Raw genomic sequence first — 21828 nt, forward strand, 5'->3', positions numbered from 1 at the left:
AGACTTTTAACAGGAATTTTGGAATTGCGATGTAAAAGTAGGTTTTGAGAAATAAACTTGATACAAATCAAGATTACTTAATCTTTACATAATTGTTACGTATCACATCTAAATAATCAGTATAAGTCGATAATTCTTACATTTTTAATAAGAAAGATGATAGTAGAAGACAGGACACAAAAAAAAATTTTATAAACATAAAGAGGACTGCTTTGCAGTTAAATAGTTTTTAACTTTCTTTATCCGCATTTAGAATTTCACTTATGCCAAAGAGTAAAAAAAACAAGGCAACAAAACTGCCTGCTGCTAATGTTGCGCAACTAACTGCTGCAAACGAACCCAGGCAATGGGTGTTACTTACTGTTTTAGTAATAGTGCTGTTTGTTGCTTTTTCTCCTTCTCTTTCTGCTTACTATATTAACCTTGATGATCCCATTTTATTACTCGATAATAAAACGTTGAAAGTGTTTAGTACAAAATGGAGCTGGAATGCAGTGTGGCATATTTTTACAAATGAGTTTGGAGGAACGTTTATTCCGTTGGTCATTCTTTCGTATGCAGTAGAAATATTTTTTTTCGCTCCCGATCCTTATGCTTCTCCATTTATATTTCACCTGGATAATGTGCTGTTACATATTGGCTGTGCAGTATTGGTATTTTTTATTCTTAAAAAGATGAATATAAATAAATGGGGTTCTTTCATAGGTGCGCTCCTATGGGGCATCAATCCTATGAAGGTAGACTCCGTTTCATGGGTTACAGAACGTAAAGATCTGTTATATGGATTCTTTTTTTTATTGTCGTTGCTTACTTACATTCAATACATCAGGGTAGATAAAAGCAAAACAAAATGGTACTTACTTACAATATTCTTTTCTTTATTCTCTTACTTATCTAAAACACAGGCAGTAACACTACCGCTCTGTATGATAGCAATAGACTTTTATTTTAAACGGGAACATTGGCGTACACCTAGGTTACTCTTACTTGAAAAATTACCATGGTGGTTCTTTTCAATTATGACAGGGGTTATCACCGTATCTTTTACACACACTTATCATGTTACAGGAACATGGGAAGCAGTGATACCATATACGTTTATACAAAAATTGGCAGTAGCCTGTTATACATATGCCTCTTACATCGTTAAGTTTATCTATCCATATCAATTAGCTTATTATCCTTTTCCGCAACAATTTCCGGTTATTGCCTATTTATGTTTGGCAATAGTCCCCTTAACATTGGCAGCAGTTATATGGATGGCAAGAAAAAATATAGTTATACTTACAGGGTTCGCCTTGTTTACAGTAAATGTGATGCTCATGTTCAATATTCCTTTCGATGGTGCAGGGTATATGACAGGGCGGTTTACCTATATTGCTTATATAGGTCTTATATTAATAGTAATACCCGCCTACCTGCAATGGAAGTATAAGAATAAAAAAATACTGCTGACTGCTTACATACTCTTGCTATTGTTTATAACGTATCGCCAGGGAAGTGTTTGGCAAAACACTGTTTCTTTTTGGAAATATAACATAAGTGAAAACAAAGATGATTATTATAATTATTTGGGGCTAGGATTATATTACCAGGACATTGCACAAAACAAATGGAAGGATCCTTTTGTGAATGCAAATGATCCGCAAATAAAACAACTGGCATTCCAAAATATAGAAACAGCAAGAATAAAAGATTCCCTTAATGGCGCCACAGACAGTTTTACTACAGCAAAAATATTAAATGCACATGGTGTGTCTTACACTATTTTAAACTCAAACAACGAAGCTATTGTTGATTTTAATAAAGCAATCGCCTTATCGCCGGGATTAAATGAAGCGTACGCAAATAGAGGATGGTGTTACTATCTTCAAAATAATTATGCACTTGCTTGGGAAGATTATGCGCAGTATACCAAAATGGATACTACCAATGCTGTAATGTATTACATATATGCTATTTGTGCAGGGAATATGAATAAATTTTCAGAAGGATTGAACGGTATTAATAAAGCCATTTCTTTAAATAGTACCAATGCTGAGTATTACCATGTAAAGTCCAGGTTTTTTCACTTTTTAAATCAGCCGGATTCTATGCACATCTATGCGCAAAAAGCTAAAGAAATGGGTATTGATGTAGAACCAATGCTGTTTAAATAACGCCCCGCATTAAATGATCTTGCAACACAAAACACAAACTTGGATAGAAAAATTATTCATGGCATAGTTGAAGACACAGAAATTATAATCGTAGATATAAACGGAATAAATGATTTAATTATCAAAGTATTCGTTTTGTATTTTATCCTCGCATAATTGTGCTTTATTCAATAGTTGCTTTCCCTTATAATAAACAGAAAGGTTTCTATAAATATCAGGTGTATGCACTGTAGATCTTTCTATTCCCTTTACAGAATATATTAATGCCGCCGAATCAAAACCATTAGCAAAACAGAAGGCAGCTTTCCTTATATCTGCTATGGACATTACCTGTTTTTTCCAGCCACTTTGTAACCACACGGTTATACCATCCGGTTTGTTAGGGCTGTCCACCAGCGAATCGATTCTTTTAATCACATTCTCATCAAGGCCTTTCAACACGCCTGTTGCTGTTAATTCCGGAACTTGAGGGAACACTGATACTTTAAGATAGATAGCAGACAGTCCATCAAAATAAACAGGCTTATATCCTGATGCAGCTTTATAAGAAAGAAAATAATTCCACCACCCGGGCTCTTCTATATAGGGAAACATCACAATATCCGGGTCAAAGTCGTCTAGTAGTTTTTTTATGCCGTTCTCCTCCATTACACTTGAATAGTAATTACTGAAAAAATCGTCGTCAATAAGTTCAAGACGTCCGTCAATAAAAACTTTAGTATTTGCCTTTGCCATAAGGTAACCACCAAAATTCAGATGATTCAATATCTTCCCTTTAATATTATTTTTTACAAGGAATGCAGTGGCTTCAACAGGTAGTTGATCTTTATCTTCATTAAGCCCAAATCGATACGGTGAATTTCTAAAAATAGCATAGCCATCAGTAATACTTGTAATGCTAATAATGATAGCCATAAAAACAGTTGCAATCATTATTCCGCGATAAGTGTTTTTATTAAAATTTACTGTTGTAAGCGTACTTTCCTGGTTGTTTTTTTTTCTTTTGTGATGATGATGTTTTTATTTTTTGCTTAGCTATTAATCGCAGCTCCAGCCAATTTGTTATGTAGCGGGTAGTTAAGGGTAAACATACCATTAAATAGTAACCGTAATTTTTTATACCCAGGTTTAGAATAAAAAGGTAAGCCGCCATCAACAATGTATCAGTATATTTTTTTTGTATTATTGAACGTAAAAGGCAAACAATAACAATTATGGCAGAAAGATGAATAAGTAATAATGGATTTGTAAAATAATACTTGCCCAATGCCTCTATTTCCTTTATAGAAAAAGGTGAGTGAAATTCCCCAATGTAAGACTTCGTCAATCCATTGCCTGATATAAGTCCAAACTGTTTAAAAGGAAAAAGTAATCCGTCAACAAAATACGGGTTTATAAGAAAAGCCCCTAGTGCGAAACCGGAGAATAATAAAAGCCTTTTTTCAATTTGTTTATTTTCAAAATAAAGTCCAACATTGTAAATACCTATAGTTACCAAACCCAGAATAGAAAGACTATGTGTATTTACCCAAAACAACATTATTACAGGTAGAAAAAAAATGGATTTGTATTTGCCTTTTTTATACGATTCAAGCACCAGCATTATAAGGTTCAAATATATCCATGAAAAAACATGAGGTCTTATTTCAAATGTAAGCGGTTGCACAAAAAATAAAGCCATAAGAGCAAAAAGACATGCTTTAATGTATGCGGGAACAGTGGTTGAATATTTTGAAAATCGAAACCAGGTTAAAGCAATGGAAAAAGTAATTAACAATGCGTTTACAATAACCAAAACAGGCTGCCCCATTTTATACAGAAAAAACACCAGCAATTGATACAACCATTGCATATCATAATTTGCATGTCCATCGGAACCGTAGCTAAAAGCATCCGTGTAAATAAATTTTTTGTTGTGCAGCATCCACTCTGCAGACTTCAAATGAAAGCCAAGATCGAAACTGTATATCTTTACAAGCCCCATTATAAAAACCATTACCAACAGTGCAAATAGCGATATTGATCCAATACCAAACTCAAACCTATTTTGAGTTTGCAAAACGCCGGATGTTGCAGAATTTTTATCCATATTGTTATCGTAATTCGCAAAAGTAGTTTTTTTGAGAAGTTTTATTGTTAAGTAATCAGCATGTTTTGCTCCTAAAAATAAAAGGGTTTGTGTATACACAACCCTTTTATTTTTTACTACTTGTTACTTGATCAACTTGATTTAATTGTTGCATTCACTGTCACTGCCTGTCCTAATTTTACTTTAATATTATTCACTGTTGTTGACTGGTATCCATTGCCGGATATTGTTACAGAATGTGTGCCATGTATTACCGGCTTTAAACTAAAATTGCCTTGTGCATCTGTTATACACTGTATAATATTGCCCATCAATTGTACTGTTACGCCCGCAACAGGTTGTTTTGTGTCAGCATCTGTTACAGTACCTTTTATTTGAGTGGCCGAATGTGCAGGATCTAAAATTATTCTTGCATTGGTATAAGCCGAAACAAAATCAGAATTGGATGATCTGAAGTTTACAATCAATTTATCCAACTGCTCTTTTAGCTGGTTATCTATGATCTTAATTAATTCTTTTATGTTCTGCGTATGTGTTCCTTTTATTGCTTTTGCTGTACGGGGTTTTGCAATTGAATTGTTATACGCATCTATCGCCGATTGAAAGGTAGTTAACATTGCTGCAGTAATTCCATAGTCGGTTAATGAAGCCGCATTATCATTAGCTGCTTTGTAAATGTTTTGTATAGTGGGCGCTACCAGTTCGTCTTTTAAACGGAATAGATCAGTATAGCTAAAATTAACCGACTGCTTTAATGTATTATTATTGTTGGCTGACGCAAAAGCAAATATAATGGCGCCTACATCCGTCGCATTTCGACAAAGGGCTTTCTTTGCTTCTGTTTTATCAATAGTAATACCCGTTATTACTTCACTCTCTAGTGAAATCGCGGTTATCAATGCGCTAATGTTTGCTTTGTAGCTGTTATACACTGTTTGAAAAGCCGGGTTAGTAGTGATGACATTAGCATTATCATCGCAAATTTTTTGTACGGAGTGATACATGTTGAGTTTTGTCTCCTGGCGTGCTTCCATGACGAATTTTTTTTGAAGTTATTTGATAAGGTTTGTAACTATAAAAGACTGGTTTTCTTTAATGCAGTTGCAGGTTGCTGCGTAAAAGAAGTTGATGTTTGATAATTAAATTTTAATTGCTTTGGTGGAGATGGTTTTTACTACAATGAAGATGGCGATTGTTTGAGTACAAGCACTCTTTACAAGATTCTGATTAACGATTGTTTTGCTGTAGAGGATATTTACAGTATTGTAAATACTACGTGTTTTTTGTTAGTTGATCATGCGTTCATATAAACTACTACTGTTTTACAGTAAGTAACAGTTGCTTCAACGCAAGCGGCATTTGTTGAAACGTAATGAGCGGTTGTTTTGGTGCAAATCATTGTTGTTTATTGGATTTTCGCACTGATCTCTTAAAAATATAATTAATATCTTAAACCCTTTTAGGGACGCTTACTTAGTATCAAAATCTTTTTTGGTAACAATTCCTTAGCATTTTGTTTACATAGCTCTTTTATGTTTGCGCCTCGATTATCCCACGTGATACCCATACCTGTGATTTCTGAAACCTGCATTGCACCAAAAAATGCTGCTTGAAAATCTAACAGTACAAGTGAGTGACACAAAGATGTTGATAGTAGTAATTCAGTTTGACTCAAAAAAATACTGGATACAAAGCTATCAGCAACAATTTTGTGTGATAAATAATAACCAACTGCTTTATTAATTAAAGCGATTTTAATTAATTAAATGAAGAAAATTTTTGCTTTACTCTTTTTATCGTTTTTAATAAGCGTTACTACCTTTAGCCAATGTCCTGTATTAAGGGCCTCTTTGATCAATTCATGTTCCAGTGGTGCCGGGGAAGGCTTGAACGAGTATGTTGTATTTACTACTACTGTTGCTGCTCCGGTAAGCTCTTACGATTATAAATATAGAAATACCGCTCCTACCAATAGTCCCACCGGGTTTTTAGTGGGTGCAAATGCGGGTGCTAAATCCGGTACAGGAACAGTTGCTACATCGGGCGGTTGTACAATTGTTGAAATAACATCACCGAGCCAGGTTATCCCTGCCAACAGTACAGTGGTATATCTTTCTGCAGCATTTGATCAGAACTATGACCTTTCAGGATTATGTACTACCGGAACTATCTATGTTGCTTATATTACTATTGGCACCAACGGTGCTGTATGGCCTACCAATGGCGTACAGGCAAACAGTGGCACCGGTGCAAGATATATGCAGCTTGCTTACCAGGGAACTGATTGCGATATCCATACTTATACTCCAAGCAGTTTAGTTGGTACAGATGGTGCAATGGTATGGTGGGATGCCGGAGTTACAGATGCAAGTGCTTATACCAATAACGGATGTACAACCCCTGTTCCTCCTACACCAACAACAACCATAACACCTTCTGCTATTGCTGCAGTATGTGCAGGCACTACTTCTACAACAATGGCATACACTGCTACCGGTAGCCCTGATGTATATAGTATTACATGGGATAATGCAGCTATCACTGCAGGCTTTACAAATGTTACCAATGCAACACTTACAGCATCACCTCTTACGATAACAATACCGACAGGAGCAACAGCAGGAACATATACAGGAAGCTTAGTTGCTACTAATACATCTAACAGTACCAGCAGCACTGCACAAAATATCAGCGTAACTATTAATGCAGGTAGTAGTTCAAGCATTACATTAACTTCTGCAACAGGAACAAATACTCAGATCAAATGTGTTAATTCTGCTATTACAGATATAACCTATAGTATCACAGGAGGAACGCCATCTGTTACCGGTTTACCTCAAGGCGTTACAGGTAACTTTAATGCAGGTGTGTTTACTATAAGCGGAACACCAACAACAGCAGGCAGTTTTAACTATACACTTAGCTTAAGCGGTGCTTCCTGCGGAGGCACTTCTATTGCAGTGGGCAGCATAACAGTAAGTGATGCTCCGGCTGCTACTATTACTACATCAAAGGCTCCGGTACTTTGCCAAAATGATTCTGTAACATTATCTACCATAGAGTCAAGCAATGCAGGCAATGCATTACAATTTACAGGCAGCAGCAATCAATATGTTGATCCGCAGATACTGCCGAACTTCTATGATAATTTCACTTTTGAAATGTGGGTGAATCCTACTACCACTATTACTTTACAAACACAAAATACATCAGGTGCTTCGGGCACAAGCGGACAACATTATGCATTGTTTCCTACATGGGGCGGTGGTAATGCCAATGGCGCCACTGATGCCGGTGCGGGAGTTTCTGTTGGAACCAATGGTATAGCTGTGTACGAACATGGCGCCGCTTACTTACCTGCATTATTAGTTTGGAATCATACAGTAACCGGTTGGACGCATATTGCCGTAGTATATACTAACAAGCAACCTTCCTTATATGTAAATGGTGTTTTAGTAGCAACCGGCTTAACAAGTTTAAGAACGCATGTATATCCATCATTAGGTCACGGGCAGAATTTCTCCGGACAATATGGTGGCATCGGCGGTGGTTATTACGGATCTTTTACCGGGCAAATAGATGAATTCAGATTATGGAAGACAGTTCGTACAGGTAATGAAATTGCAACTGATTATAACAAAAGCATAGCCTTACCAAACAGCGATCTGTTTGCATATTATAAATTTGATGAAGGTACAGGTACTACTACTGCAGATGCTTCCAGCAATGGCTTTACAGGAGCATTAACGAATGGACCTACCTGGGTTATACCATCGGGTGCTCCTTTAGGTGCATACAGTTATTTATGGACACCTAATGGAGAAACCACTTCCAGTATCACAGTGCATTCAGCAGGAACTTATACAGTTACTGTAACCAATGCAGCAGGATGTTCTAAAACAATTTCACAAGTTGTACAAAACATAACTGCAGTTGAAAAAGATACTGCTTTGACAGGTTGTACAAGTGTTACTTACGGGCCTACTACTTATACTTCTTCTACCACTGTAAGGGATACAGTAAAAAGTACAGGCGGTTGTGACAGTGTTTACATTGTAGCTAGTATAACCATACAGGGAATAACACCTGTTTCAAAAGACTCTTCACTCAGTGGTTGCAACAGTGTTGATTATGGATTAAATACCTATACTTCTTCTACTAATTTTAAAGATACTATACGAAGTGTGGGAGGTTGTGATAGTGTATACATAAACGTTAGTATATCTGTTACTCCTTTTAATGTAACAATAGCTGCTTCCAATAACCCGGCAGATAAAGGAAGTTCTGTAACGGTAATTGCCAGCGGCAATCCTAATACATTTACGGTTAGCAGTTGGGAACCTGCCGCAGTCTTCACATCGCAAAGTGCATTGAACCAAACATTCACTGCAGATACTTCTATGCTGATAAAAGTGACAGCATCCTCCAATGGATGTGCTGACACAGCTACATTGGCATTAAAAGTTAATCCCGTTAATAATGCAGACGATTTTTATATCCCTGATGTATTCTCTCCTAATAATGATGGTAAGAACGATGTGTTCAGAGCATATGGCAGCAACATAAAAATAGGGCAAATGAAAATATACAATCAATGGGGTGAATTATTATTTGAAAGCAGGAATATTGAATTTGGCTGGGATGGAACTTACAGAGGAAGAACACAACCTGTAGGTGTATATGTATATGTTATCACTGCAACTATGAACAACGGCAAAACTATTAACAGTAAAGGATTTTTTAATTTAATAAGATAATGCGGATAAAATTTAAAGTACTATTTTTTGTTGCGCTTTGCGTAAATGCAGTCAGCTCCTTTGCACAGGTGGATCCGCATTTTTCGCAATACTATGCGTTTCCTCTTTACCTCAATCCATCGCTTACAGGTGTGATGGATGGTGATTATCGTGCTACTGCTATTTATCGTAATCAATGGAGCAATATCGATAAGCCTTTTTCTACCATTGGTGTATCAGGCGATATGACCACTACTAAAAAAGTGAATATTGGTATCAGCGCATTCAATCAAACTGCAGGTAATGGAGGCTATAATTATTTGAATGCAAATTTATCAGTTGCCTATACAGGTCTTCAATTTGATCAGGAAGGATATGAACACGTATCGATAGGTTTACAATTGGGAATGATCAACAGGAAATTTGATCCTACTAAAATGAAATTCGGAGATCAGTGGACACAGGGAATCGGGTTTGATCCATCCTCTCCTACTATTGATCAGTTTTCTATAACTTCTTCTGCATCCTTTACAGCAGGTGCAGGCGCTACTTTTTTTAATGCCGATCCAGGCAAAAAATTAAATAGCTATTTAGGATTTTCAGCTATGAACTTAACGCAGCCTACTGATCCTTTTTTATCAGGCGGTAAAACAAAACTACCCATTCGTTATACTGTTCACGGAGGATTAAGATACCAGATAAATCCGAATGCAGCCATCATCCCAAATTTCATTTATATGGTACAGGGCAATGCGCAGGAAGTAGAGGCAGGCGCTTATTTACAATTAAAAACAAGTGAAATAAGCAATGTACTGGCAGGTGTTAATTATAGAGAATATGATGCCATTGCTCCTTATGCCGGATTATACTATAAGAACTTGTTGATCGGTTTAAGCTATGATATCAATACTTCAACTCTTGGTAAGGCAGTAGCAAACACCAACAGCTTTGAACTTTCACTAACAGTTACCGGAAGAAGAAAAGAAAATATAAAAAATTACAATTTCATATGCCCACGGCTTTAATTCAAAATATGCATTCTCGTTTAACCACAACAGCCGCCAAAGCGTTATTCATTGCGGGCATGTTTATCGTTCCTTCCATTACATTTGGTCAGTCTTCCCCTAAATTAATGGCAGCCAATAAATTTTATAAAGATGGTGATTATTACAGCGCCGTTATGCTGTATGAAGAATTATCAGACTCTTCTAAAAAAGATAAGCCAGAAGTAAAGCCTTATTCTTTATCTCGTTTACCTAATAATTATATTAAGTCTAATAGTGAAGACATGCAATTCCGCATGGGATATAGTTATTTTCAATTGCACAATTATAAAAAGGCGCAGCCCTTTTTTGAAAATATTAAAGACAAAAATTCACAGGCTCGTTATTATGCAGGCATATGTGAAAGAGCCAATCAGCAATATGTAGATGCTTCAAAAGATTTTAATGAAGTATTAAAAAGCGATCTTGACAGCAGCTTTAAAAACAAAGCCTCTGTTGAGTTGAACAATCTCCAGTTTGTTGAACAGGAACTGAACAAATCAACCAACGGCGTTTTTAGTGCAGAAAATATAAGCAGCGCAGATGTCACTGCTAACTATGCCCTTACTTCAATAGGAAATGACATCATCATTACATCTTCCCGTAAAGACTCTGTATTAGAGCAACAGAAAGGAAATCCATACATGAATCAATTGTATGCTGTTTCTATAACCAATGATCAGCTTTCATTCAACAATAAACTGGCTATTCCTTTTGATAAAGGAACACACCAGGGAATTGCTTCCTTTACACCAGATGGAAATAAACTATTTTTTACAAAATGGACAAGAACAGCGACTGACACGGTAGCTTCTATTTATATTTCTACAAAACAGATGAGTACCTGGCAGGCACCTGTTAAACTAAGCAATAAGATCAATGTGGATGGCTACAAGTCAATGCAGCCGTTTGTTACATCGGATGGCAAGTATTTAATTTTTGCTTCCGACAGGCCGGGAGGCAATGGCAAGCTGGATCTATGGTATGCCCCTTTGGATAGTAACTTTGAACCCGGCGATGCCATCAACTTAGGAAAAAACATAAACACTAACGGTAACGATGAAACGCCTTTCTATCATAACGCTTCTCAAACATTAATTTTTGCAAGCGATGGCAGGGTTGGTATGGGTGCTTTGGATCTTTATAAAAGTACCGGAGAGCTAACTTCTTTAAGTACTCCGGAAAATTTAGGATATCCGATCAACTCATCTAAAGACGACCTTTATTTTTACAGCACTAACAAAGATTCTATTTGGAAAGATGCGTATATAAGTTCAGACAGGGCTTCTGAATGTTGCTTACAATTAGTAGCCATTAAATATACACCGCCACCGCCACCCGATACTGTAAAGAATATAGTGGTTGACAGCGTTAAACAAGACACAACTGCAATTGTTGCTACAGATAAACAACCAGTGGTGCTTTATTTTGACTTTGATAAATCTTCATTGACAGATTCAGCACAGAATCTTTTAAATTTGATAGCAGAACATCTTCGTGAAAATCCTTCTACTGTATTAGACTTTACAGGATACACAGATGGATTTGGTAGTTCTCCTTATAATCTTAACCTCTCTAAACAAAGAGCCGAAGCCTGCCGGAAATATTTACTGGACAAGGGTATAACAGACAATCAGATCAAAATTCATTATTTGGGTAAATGTTGTCCTGTAGCAAATGAAAAAGATGCTTCTGGAAATGATAACCCGGAAGGAAGACAAATGAACCGCAGAGTAGAACTTAAATATATCAGCCCTGTAACGCTGTAGTAAAAGAAAAAACCTGTTGAACAATATCATTATGAAGAAGAATAAGATACTTGTAGCGCTTTTATCGTTAGCAGTTTTTTTTGCTTCCTGCGATAAAGAATACAATCCTACAAAACCTCCGGTAACTCCACCGGTTGATACAACTACTTATAAAGACAACGATAACCTATTGTTGGGAAATCCTAGTAATGCTGCACATATCTTGGATAGTGGCGATAATTATTTATTAGATCATCAATATTTCATTTTATCATACAACAAAGACAAAGGCATTCCTAATTGGGTAAGCTGGCATTTATCGCAAAGTGATCTGGGTTCAACAGATCGTACGGATGATTTTCGTTATGACAATGCATTGCCTCCAGGATGGTACAGACCGGACTATGATGCTTTTTTCGGAAGTGGCTTTGACAGAGGGCATAATTGTCCTTCTGCAGATAGAACCACTACTGTAACAGCCAACTCAACCACTTTTCTTATGTCGAATATGATACCACAGGCGCCTAATAACAACCAGGGAGTTTGGGCAAATTTCGAAGACTATATCCGCACAAGAATCAACACAGCAGGGCAAGAAGCTTACATTATAATGGGTAATTACGGCATTGGTGGCGTAGGTGATAACGGTCCTGCCAATTATGTAGATGGGGGGCATGTTACCGTACCGGCTCATATTTGGAAAGTAGTATTGTTTTTACAAAATGGCAATGATGATCTTAGCCGTATCAATACTTCTACAACCGTTGTAAGCATTGATGTGCCAAATACAAATTCAGTAAGCAGCAGCTGGCAAACCTACCGTACAAGCGTAGACGCAATTGAAGCTGCAACCGGGCTGGACCTTTTTTCAAGAGTGCCGGTAGATATTCAGGCTGTAATAGAAGCAAAATCAAACTAACATTTTAGCGCTGTTTTAATCTACTTACCAAGTTCGGAATTATCATTGTGTTGCAGATAACTTCTATCTGAATAAAACACCTGTGACGAGAATTAAGCTGAAGCTGAATAAATAACTTTTGTCGATCGTTCAATAGAAAATCATAGTGGAACGGAGCGTCGCCAATGAAGCTCAATCCAGCATCTGCAGCCGGGAAAAAAGACGGGCGGCATAAATGCCGCCCGCAGTTTATTTTTTAAAATGATTTTTAATTTTTCATAATTGTTTTAACAGTACTCAATTTATTAGTTCCTTTTGAACGAACGTTTACAAAATATATTCCTGTTCTATATCTGCTCATATCCACTGCAATCGTTTTTACTTGCTGATCTGCAGCAACAGTAGCAGTATACAAAGTAATGCCGCTTACATTGGTTACGGTAACCAGAATTGGTTCGTTTGTTATCGTAAGGTTTGTCAATTGTATATTTAGTGTAGAGCGAGTAGGATTTGGTCCCATTGTTACTTGTGCCTGCGCCGATGGATTTACCACTACCGAAACAGTATCTCTCGCAACATTACCTTTATTATCTTTCACAGTAAGCATGCATTTGTAAATTCCTTGAACCAGGTTGGCAAAGTTTGCTCTTGCACTACCTGCATTTGAAATACTTCCTGTTGAAGGTCCGGAAATTTTTGTCCAGCTATAAGAAACAATGGTCGTATTAACTGCGGTTCCGCTTCCGTTCAATGTTGCAGTACTTGTTGGCAATGCTATTGACTGGTCAGTCCCTGCATTGGCTGTTAATGCTGTTACCGGCGCTAACCTACCCTGGTCAACAAACACCTGCATAGTATCCGTTGCTGTAGCACCGCTATTATCCGTAACTGCTAGTGCAAACTGATAAGTTCCTTGTACCAAACCGGTTATTGTTGTTACAGCAAACGTGCTGTTAGTAATAGTTGCAGCACCTCCGGAAATTTTCGTCCATTGATACGCAACAATATTTCCATCACCATCATTACCACTTCCGGTTAAAGTTGCATTGTTAATAGGTAATGTAACTACCTGGTCTGCCCCGGCATTGGCTGTTGGTGCAATGTTTGCTGCAAGTACAGTTACCTGCATTATATCAACATCAGTGCCACCATAATTATCAGTAACAGTTAATACAAACCGGTATATGCCTTTTTGATCTAATACAACTCCAGCTGTTTTTGTAGTAGCATTATTGACAATTGCTGTTGAAGGTCCATCCACCTGCGACCATTGGTAGGATGCTACTGTACCATCAACATCCACACCACTACCGGTAATGCTTACACTATTTAATGGCAACTGTATCGTTTTATCAGGTCCTGCATTAGCAAATGGAGCAATGTTAGCAATTACCTGCATTGTATCCGAAGCAGTAGCACCCTGGTTGTCAGTTGCTGTTACTACAAACAGGTAAGTGCCTTGAGCAAAAGAAGTGATCGAAGTAGCAGAAGCATCTGCATTATTAATGATAACAGCTACCGGGCCATCTATTTGTCTCCATTTGTAAGAAACAATATTTCCATCAACATCCAAACCACTTGCTTTTACAGAAACCGTATTGGTTGGAAGTTGTATAACCTGATCAGCACCTGCATTTACCATTGGTGCAAGATTTGCTGCTTGAACAACAACCTGCAATGTATCTGTTGCTGTTCCCCCGTCATTATCCGTTGCAGTCATTGCAAACTGATATACACCTTCTTTTAAGCTGTTTATTATTGCATTGGCGGTGGCTGCGTTACTAATAGTTGCCGATGAAGGTCCTGTGATCTGCAACCAATTGTATGAAACGATGTCGCCATCTGTATCAGAAGCAGTACCTGTTGTTATAATACTGTCAATTGGTAATTGAATAGTTTGATCGCTGCCGGCATTAGCTATTGGCAATACGTTTGGCGCTTTCACAGTTATTTGCACAGTATCAGAACCGGTTGCACCTCTGTTATCTGTTACAGTGAAAACAAATTGATAGAACCCTTTTTCCAGATCAGCAATTGCTGTATTTGCTGATGTTGAATCACTGATAGTTGCCAATGAGGGTCCTGCAATTTGTAACCAATTGTATGAAGCGATGGTTCCGTCTGCATCAAGACCAATACCATTTAATGTAGTGGTTGTAACAGGAAGAATTAATTTCTGGTCGCTACCTGCATTTGCAGTTGGTGACATATTCTCTTTCACTGTAACCAATACAGTATCTATTGCCGCGGTTCCATTATTATCTGTTACCGTAAGTGCAAATTTATAAGCGCCTTTTATTAATTCAGTAGCTATACAACTGGCAGAAGCTGCATTGGTAATAGTTGACAGAGAAGGACCTGTTACCTGCGACCACTGATAAGAAACGATATTACCATCAGCATCTGTTCCACTACCGTTTAAAGTAACTTTATTAACAGGAAGGATTATGATAATTTCATTGGCTCCTGCATTTGCAGTTGGAGGAATATTTACCGGTTTTACAGTAACCTGGATGGTATCCGATGCTGTTGCACCCTGGTCATCTGTTACTGTTAATACAAACCGATAAGTTCCTTGTACTAAACCTTTAACTGTTGTAGTTGCAGATGAAGCATTTGCAATAGTTGCTGCTCCACCACTCAGTTTTGTCCACGAATAAGATGCAATACTTCCATCTGCATCAGTTCCACTTCCACTTAATATAATTGTATTTGTTCGTAATTGTATCGTTAGATCAGTACCCGCATTTGAAACCGGCGCTACATTCGTTGCTTTAACAGTTACGCTCAAAGTATCTGTCGCTGTTGCTCCTTGATTATCGGTTACAGTCAATACAAATTGATATACTCCTTGAGATAAATTATTTACTGTTGTAACTGCTGATGATGCATCTGTTATAGTTGCAGAACCACCAATTACTGACCAGCTATATGAAGCGATCGTTCCATCTGCATCAACACCGCTGCCGCTTAGGCTTACACTATTTGTTGGCAATTGTATTGTTTGATCAGTACCGGCGTTGGCTGTTGGTGCTGCATTCGCTGATCTAACAGTAACCTGAACAGTATCTGTCGCTGTTGCTCCTTGATTGTCGGTTACAGTCAATACAAATTGATATACTCCTTGAGATAAATTGTTTACTGTTGTAGCTACTGATGAAGCATCTGCAATCGTTGCAGAACCGCCAATCACCGACCAGCTATATGAAGCGATCGTTCCATCTGCATCAACACCGCTGCCGCTTAAGGTTACACTATTTGTTGGCAATTGTATTGTTTGATCAGTACCGGCGTTTGCTGTTGGTGCTGCATTCGTTGATCTAACAGTAACCTGAACAGTGTCTGTTGCTGTTGCTCCTTGATTGTCGGTTACAGTCAATACAAATTGATATACTCCTTGAGATAAATTGTTTACTGTTGTAGCTGCTGATGATGCATCTGCAATCGTTGCAGAACCGCCAATCACCGACCAGCTATATGAAGCGATCGTTCCGTCTGCATCAACACCGCTGCCGCTTAGGCTTACGCTGTTTGTTGGCAGTTGTATTGATTGATCAACTCCTGCATTTGCTGTTGGTGCTGCATTCGCTGATCTAACAGTAACCTTAATAGTATCTGTCGCTGTTGCTCCTTGATTGTCGGTTACAGTCAATACAAATTGATATACTCCTTGAGATAAATTATTTACTGTTGTAACTGCTGATGATGCATCTGTTATAGTTGCAGAACCGCCAATTACTGACCAGCTATATGAAGCGATCGTTCCATCTGCATCAACACCGCTGCCGCTTAGGCTTACACTATTTGTTGGCAATTGTATTGTTTGATCAGTACCGGCGTTTGCTGTTGGTGCTGCATTCGTTGATCTAACAGTAACCTGAACAGTGTCTGTTGCTGTTGCTCCTTGATTGTCGGTTACAGTCAATACAAATTGATATACTCCTTGAGATAAATTATTTACTGTTGTAGCTGCTGATGATGCATCTGCAATCGTTGCGGAACCGCCAATCACCGACCAGCTATATGAAGCGATCGTTCCGTCTGCATCAACACCGCTGCCACTTAAGCTTACACTATTTATTGGCAATTGTATTGTTTGATCATTACCGGCGTTGGCTGTTGGTACTGCATTCGTTGATCTAACAGTAACCTGAACAGTGTCTGTCGCTGTTGCTCCTTGATTGTCGGTTACAGTCAATACAAATTGGTATACTCCTTGAGATAAATTGTTTACTGTTGTAGCTGCGGATGATGCATCTGTTATAGTTGCAGAACCACCAATTACTGACCAGCTATATGAAGCGATCGTTCCATCTGCATCAATACCTCTGCCGCTTAGGCTTACACTATTAGTTGGCAATTGTATTGTTTGATCATTACCGGCGTTTGCTGTCGGTGCTGCATTCGCTGATCTAACAGTAACCTGAACAGTATCTGTCGCTGTTGCTCCTTGATTGTCGGTTACAGTCAATACAAATTGATATACTCCTTGAGATAAATTGTTTACTGTTGTAACTGCTGATGATGCATCTGTTATAGTTGCAGAACCGCCAATTACTGACCAGCTATATGAAGCGATCGTTCCATCTGCATCAACACCGCTGCCGCTTAAGCTTACGCTGTTTGTTGGCAGTTGTATTGATTGATCAACTCCTGCATTTGCTGTTGGTGCTGCATTCGCTGATCTAACAGTAACCTGAACAGTATCTGTCGCTGTTGCTCCTTGATTGTCGGTTACAGTCAATACAAATTGATATACTCCTTGAGATAAATTGTTTACTGTTGTAGCTGCTGATGATGCATCTGCAATCGTTGCAGAACCGCCAATCACCGACCAGCTATATGAAGCGATCGTTCCGTCTGCATCAACGCCACTACCACTTAAGCTTACGCTGTTTGTTGGCAGTTGTATTGATTGATCAACTCCTGCATTTGCTGTTGGTGCTGCATTCGCTGATCTAACAGTAACCTTAATAGTATCTGTCGCTGTTGCTCCTTGATTGTCGGTTACAGTCAATACAAATTGATATACTCCTTGAGATAAATTATTTACTGTTGTAACTGCTGATGATGCATCTGTTATAGTTGCAGAACCGCCAATTACTGACCAGCTATATGAAGCGATCGTTCCGTCTGCATCAACACCGCTGCCGCTTAGGCTTACACTATTTGTTGGCAATTGTATTGTTTGATCAGTACCGGCGTTTGCTGTTGGTGCTGCATTTGCTGCTTTAACTGTTATTGTAACTGTATCTTTCCCTGTTGCACTTTGGTTATCAGTTACAGTTAATACAAACTGGTAAGTACCTTGTGCCAAATCCGTAACTGTTGTTGATGCGGAGGATGTACTCGTTATAGTTGCTGTACCGCCACTTAATTTTGTCCATACATAAGAAGCAATTGTTCCGTCTATATCTGTTCCACTGCCGCTTAATGAAATATTGTTTGTTGGTAATTGTATTGATTGATTAATTCCTGCGTTTGCCGTTGGCGCTACATTCACTGCTTTAACTGTTATCTGAACAGTATCACTTGCCGTTGCTCCTTGATTATCTTTCACAGTTAATACAAACTGATAAACGCCTTGATTTAATCCGTTCACTGTCGTAGATGCAGATGAAGCATTTGCAATTGTTGCTGTGCCATTAATTACTGACCAGTTATATGATGCAATGGAGCCATCTGCGTCAATACCATTTCCATTTAATAAGACAGAGCTCATTGGCAACTGAATAACCTGATCATTACCGGCATTTGCAATTGGATCACCATTTGCTGCAAGAACATTAATCAATACTGTATCATTAGTAGTCGCGCCCTGATTATCGGCTACAGTCAATACAAATTGATACACTCCTTGAGATAAATTGCTTACAGTTGTAGTTGCTGATGATGCGTCTGTAATAGTTGCAGAACCGCCACTTAATGTTGCCCACGTATAAGATGCAATCGTTCCATCTGCGTCCGTACCGCTACCGCTTAATGAAATATTATTGGTTGGTAATTGTATTGTTTGATCAGTACCCGCATTTGCTGTTGGTGCTGCATTTGCTGCTTTAACTGTTACAGTAACTGTATCTTTTGCTGCTGCACTTTGGTTATCAGTTACAGTTAATACAAACTGGTAAGTGCCTTGTACCAAACCCGTAACTGTTGTTGCTGCGGAGGATGCACTCGTTATAGTTGCTGTACCGCCACTCAATTTTGTCCATGCGTATGATGCAATTGAACCATCAGCATCTGTACCATTACCACTTAAGCTTACGCTAGTAGTTGGTAATTGTATTGTTTGTGCTAAACCCGCATTTGCTGTTGGTGCTGCATTTGCTGCTTTAACTGTTACAGTAACTGTATCTTTTGCTGCTGCACTTTGGTTATCAATTACAGTTAATACAAACTGGTAAGTACCTTGTACTAATCCTGTAACTGTTGTTGATGCGGAGGATGCACTCGTTATGGTTGCTGCTCCACCGCTTAATTTTGTCCATGCATAAAATGCAATAGAACCATCAGCATCGGTACCACTGCCACTTAATGAAATATTATTAGTTGGTAATTGTATTGTTTGTGCTAAGCCAGCATTTGCTGTTGGTGCTGCATTTGCTGCTTTAACTGTTACAGTAACTGTATCTTTTGCTGTTGCACTTTGGTTATCAGTTACAGTTAATACAAACTGGTAAGTGCCTTGTGCCAAACCCGCAACTGTTGTTGATGCAGACGATGCACTCGTTATAGTTGCTGTACCGCCACTCAATTTTGTCCATGCATAAGATGCAATTGTTCCGTCTGCATCGGTACCACTTCCGCTTAATGAAATATTATTGGTTGGTAATTGTATTGTTTGATCAGTACCGGCATTTGCTGTTGGTGCTGCATTTGCTGCTTTAACTGTTACAGTAACTGTATCTTTTGCTGTTGCACTTTGGTTATCAGTTACAGTTAATACAAACTGGTAAGTGCCTTGTGCCAAACCCGTAACTGTTGTTGATGCGGAGGATGCACTCGTTATAGTTGCTGCACCACCGCTTAATTTTGTCCATGCATAAGATGCAATAGAACCATCAGCATCTGTACCACTGCCACTTAAGCTTACGCTAGTAGTTGGTAATTGTATTGTTTGTGCTAAACCCGCATTTGCTGTTGGTGCTGCATTTGCTGCTTTAACTGTTACAGTAACTGTATCTTTTGCTGCTGCACTTTGGTTATCAGTTACAGTTAATACAAACTGGTATGTGCCTTGTACCAAACCCGTAACTGTTGTTGATGTGGAGGATGCACTCGTTATGGTTGCTGCACCACCGCTTAATTTTGTCCACGCATATGATGCAATTGTTCCGTCTGCATCGGTACCACTGCCGCTTAATGAAATATTATTGGTTGGTAATTGTATCGTTTGATTCGTCCCCGCATTTGCTGTTGGTGCTGCATTAGTTACTATAGCAGGTACAAAGAAAGAAGGCGCACCGGTTAATGCTACTGTTTTACCCGCTACTGTTGTAGCATTTGTATTAGCATAATCCCATTCCATTCTGTTTCCTGAAAATGCAAAAGGGAAAGTGTAAGATGCACTTGCCGCTTCACTTTGGTCGATGGTTGTTTTTGCCCAAAGTACATACGTGTATGTTCCGTCACTTGCTTTAAACGCTCCACCGCCTATTGTTGAAGGCAAGTTTAATAAGGTCGTTTGCGCTGCATCATATGTTTTACCATATAATAATTTTGATTCGGTTCTTGTGGCATAGATCTGTTGTGTTATCGGAGCATTAGCAATGGTTGTAGTAGCCGGTGTTAAATTTCCATATACACCCATTACGTTAAATACACCGCTTGCATCCGCCCCGTTTCCTAAACCATATTTATAGGATTGCAATATTCCTAATTGCTGATGTAATATGTTTGCCTTAATAATAAAATTATTTGCTGCGTCCGGGGCACCCCATTGACCGCTTACAGTTGCCTGTCCAAGGTCAAATTCTGTTATGATGAATTTTTTTGTTGGATAAGTGACATCATCATATTTATATTTAGTCAATACTGCTTTAAACTGTTGCAAATATTCGTTTGCTACGGAAGCCATACCATCCGAGTGGCGACGACAAACCATTGCTCCTTTACTATTATCCCAGTAACAGGTATTGTATGTAGGATAATAGTGATAGCTGATCACATCAAAATAAGCACCGCCCTTTAAAGGATAATCAGTCGTAACACTTCCGTCAACAGGATTATCTGTATTTCTTAATAATGCATCTAAGAATGGAGGATACCCCAGACCACCTGTACAAACATAGCTGTTAGGGTTAAGTCTTTTTATTACATCATAACACACATGCATCATGCGTATGTAATATTGAATAGGCGCTAAAACGTTTGTCAATTCTGCAGGTGCAGGATTTGTTTTTCCCCAATAACCGGCTGAGCTTGCGTCCCACCCGTTATTTCCGTAAGTAAAATCTGCTTCGTTCACTACTTCATAAAATTTCACATAAGGTCCGTAAGTGTTTACTGTTTTATATATATAAGCAGCTAATGTATTGGCCGGATTGATCTGAGTCTTTCCTGCATCTAACCAGATAGGCAGATACATTCCTTTAAACGTTTTTGCTCTTTCTGCACAACCGGGAAAAACAATTGTATCCCTGTCATCCGGTGTACCCCAACCTATATCATTTGGAGCACCAACGAATACAGCGATATCTTTCATTCCTAATTGCTGATAATATTTAAAAGCATCTAAGCGTGAGTTGATACCATAGCCGGTAATTAATTGATCTGACAAAGAAGGACGAATGGATCTTGCGCCAGAGTTGTACGCAAGTGTTGCAATATCCTGATCGGTAAATTGATTACCGAACCAGCCCATATTACTTCCATAAGTAAATGCGCCTGTGTAAGGAACCACAGCGCCAAAATCATTGGCAGTTTGTGCGTGTACGCACAAGGTCACAAAGGTTACGAAAACGACTAATAATTTTCTCATAGGTATGGATATTTAAAACCAAAAAAGTATCGTCGTCGATATAACGAATACTTTAGAATACTTCCGGAAAAATATCCAAAGATGAAAGACCAACTATCGCCAAAGAGAAAACAACGTGAGAAGACGTTCTCAGTTTTGTTTCAGACAAGTGAAGTTTTGCCTGAATGTTTTTGGG

The 21828-nt window shown here is 38.4% G+C and carries 9 protein-coding genes; 5 read left to right on the plus strand and 4 right to left on the minus strand.

Features of this window, described 5'->3' with window-relative positions:
* The first annotated feature begins 263 nt into the window (after window positions 1-263).
* Complete coding sequence (locus K9M53_RS12015; RefSeq protein WP_224015181.1) at window positions 264-2159, plus strand: hypothetical protein; 1896 nt, start codon at window positions 264-266, stop codon at window positions 2157-2159.
* Between the two features lie 114 nt (window positions 2160-2273).
* On the opposite strand, the gene K9M53_RS12020 is transcribed toward K9M53_RS12015, so the two are convergent.
* The 3 genes from K9M53_RS12020 to K9M53_RS12030 all read right to left on the minus strand — a co-directional run bounded on the left by K9M53_RS12020 (window position 2274) and on the right by K9M53_RS12030 (window position 5282).
* Window positions 2274-3074: a hypothetical protein gene (locus tag K9M53_RS12020; protein WP_224015183.1), complete on the minus strand. Its 801-nt coding sequence runs from the start codon at window positions 3072-3074 to the stop codon at window positions 2274-2276.
* A gap of 40 nt (window positions 3075-3114) precedes the next feature.
* Window positions 3115-4248: a hypothetical protein gene (locus K9M53_RS12025; RefSeq protein WP_224015185.1), complete on the minus strand. Its 1134-nt coding sequence runs from the start codon at window positions 4246-4248 to the stop codon at window positions 3115-3117.
* 131 nt (window positions 4249-4379) lie between these two features.
* Complete coding sequence (locus tag K9M53_RS12030) at window positions 4380-5282, minus strand: carboxypeptidase-like regulatory domain-containing protein (protein ID WP_224015187.1); 903 nt, start codon at window positions 5280-5282, stop codon at window positions 4380-4382.
* A 732-nt stretch (window positions 5283-6014) separates the two neighbouring features.
* On the opposite strand from K9M53_RS12030, the gene K9M53_RS12035 reads away from it, so the two are divergent.
* Genes K9M53_RS12035 through K9M53_RS12050 form a run of 4 tightly spaced genes read left to right on the plus strand, consistent with a single transcriptional unit; the run spans window position 6015 to window position 12694 of the window.
* Entirely contained in the window at window positions 6015-9005 is a 2991-nt protein-coding gene (locus K9M53_RS12035; RefSeq protein ID WP_224015189.1) for a T9SS type B sorting domain-containing protein, read from the plus strand.
* Entirely contained in the window at window positions 9005-10009 is a 1005-nt protein-coding gene (locus K9M53_RS12040; protein WP_224015191.1) for a PorP/SprF family type IX secretion system membrane protein, read from the plus strand. The genes K9M53_RS12035 and K9M53_RS12040 overlap by 1 nt, the downstream gene beginning before the upstream one ends.
* Before the next feature lie 8 nt (window positions 10010-10017).
* Window positions 10018-11796 carry an OmpA family protein gene (locus tag K9M53_RS12045; RefSeq protein ID WP_224015193.1) on the plus strand — a complete coding sequence of 593 codons (1779 nt, stop codon included), beginning with the start codon at window positions 10018-10020 and terminating at the stop codon, window positions 11794-11796.
* Between the two features lie 31 nt (window positions 11797-11827).
* Window positions 11828-12694: a DNA/RNA non-specific endonuclease gene (locus K9M53_RS12050; RefSeq protein ID WP_224015195.1), complete on the plus strand. Its 867-nt coding sequence runs from the start codon at window positions 11828-11830 to the stop codon at window positions 12692-12694.
* Window positions 12695-12941: 247 nt separating this feature from the next.
* Here the strand turns inward: K9M53_RS12050 and K9M53_RS12055 are convergent, their stop codons facing one another.
* Entirely contained in the window at window positions 12942-21653 is an 8712-nt protein-coding gene (locus tag K9M53_RS12055) for a PKD domain-containing protein (protein WP_224015197.1), read from the minus strand.
* Window positions 21654-21828 lie beyond the last annotated feature (175 nt).

The sequence above is a fragment of the Ferruginibacter albus genome, from assembly GCF_020042285.1.
In the GTDB taxonomy this organism is placed as follows: Bacteria; Bacteroidota; Bacteroidia; order Chitinophagales; family Chitinophagaceae; genus Ferruginibacter; species Ferruginibacter albus.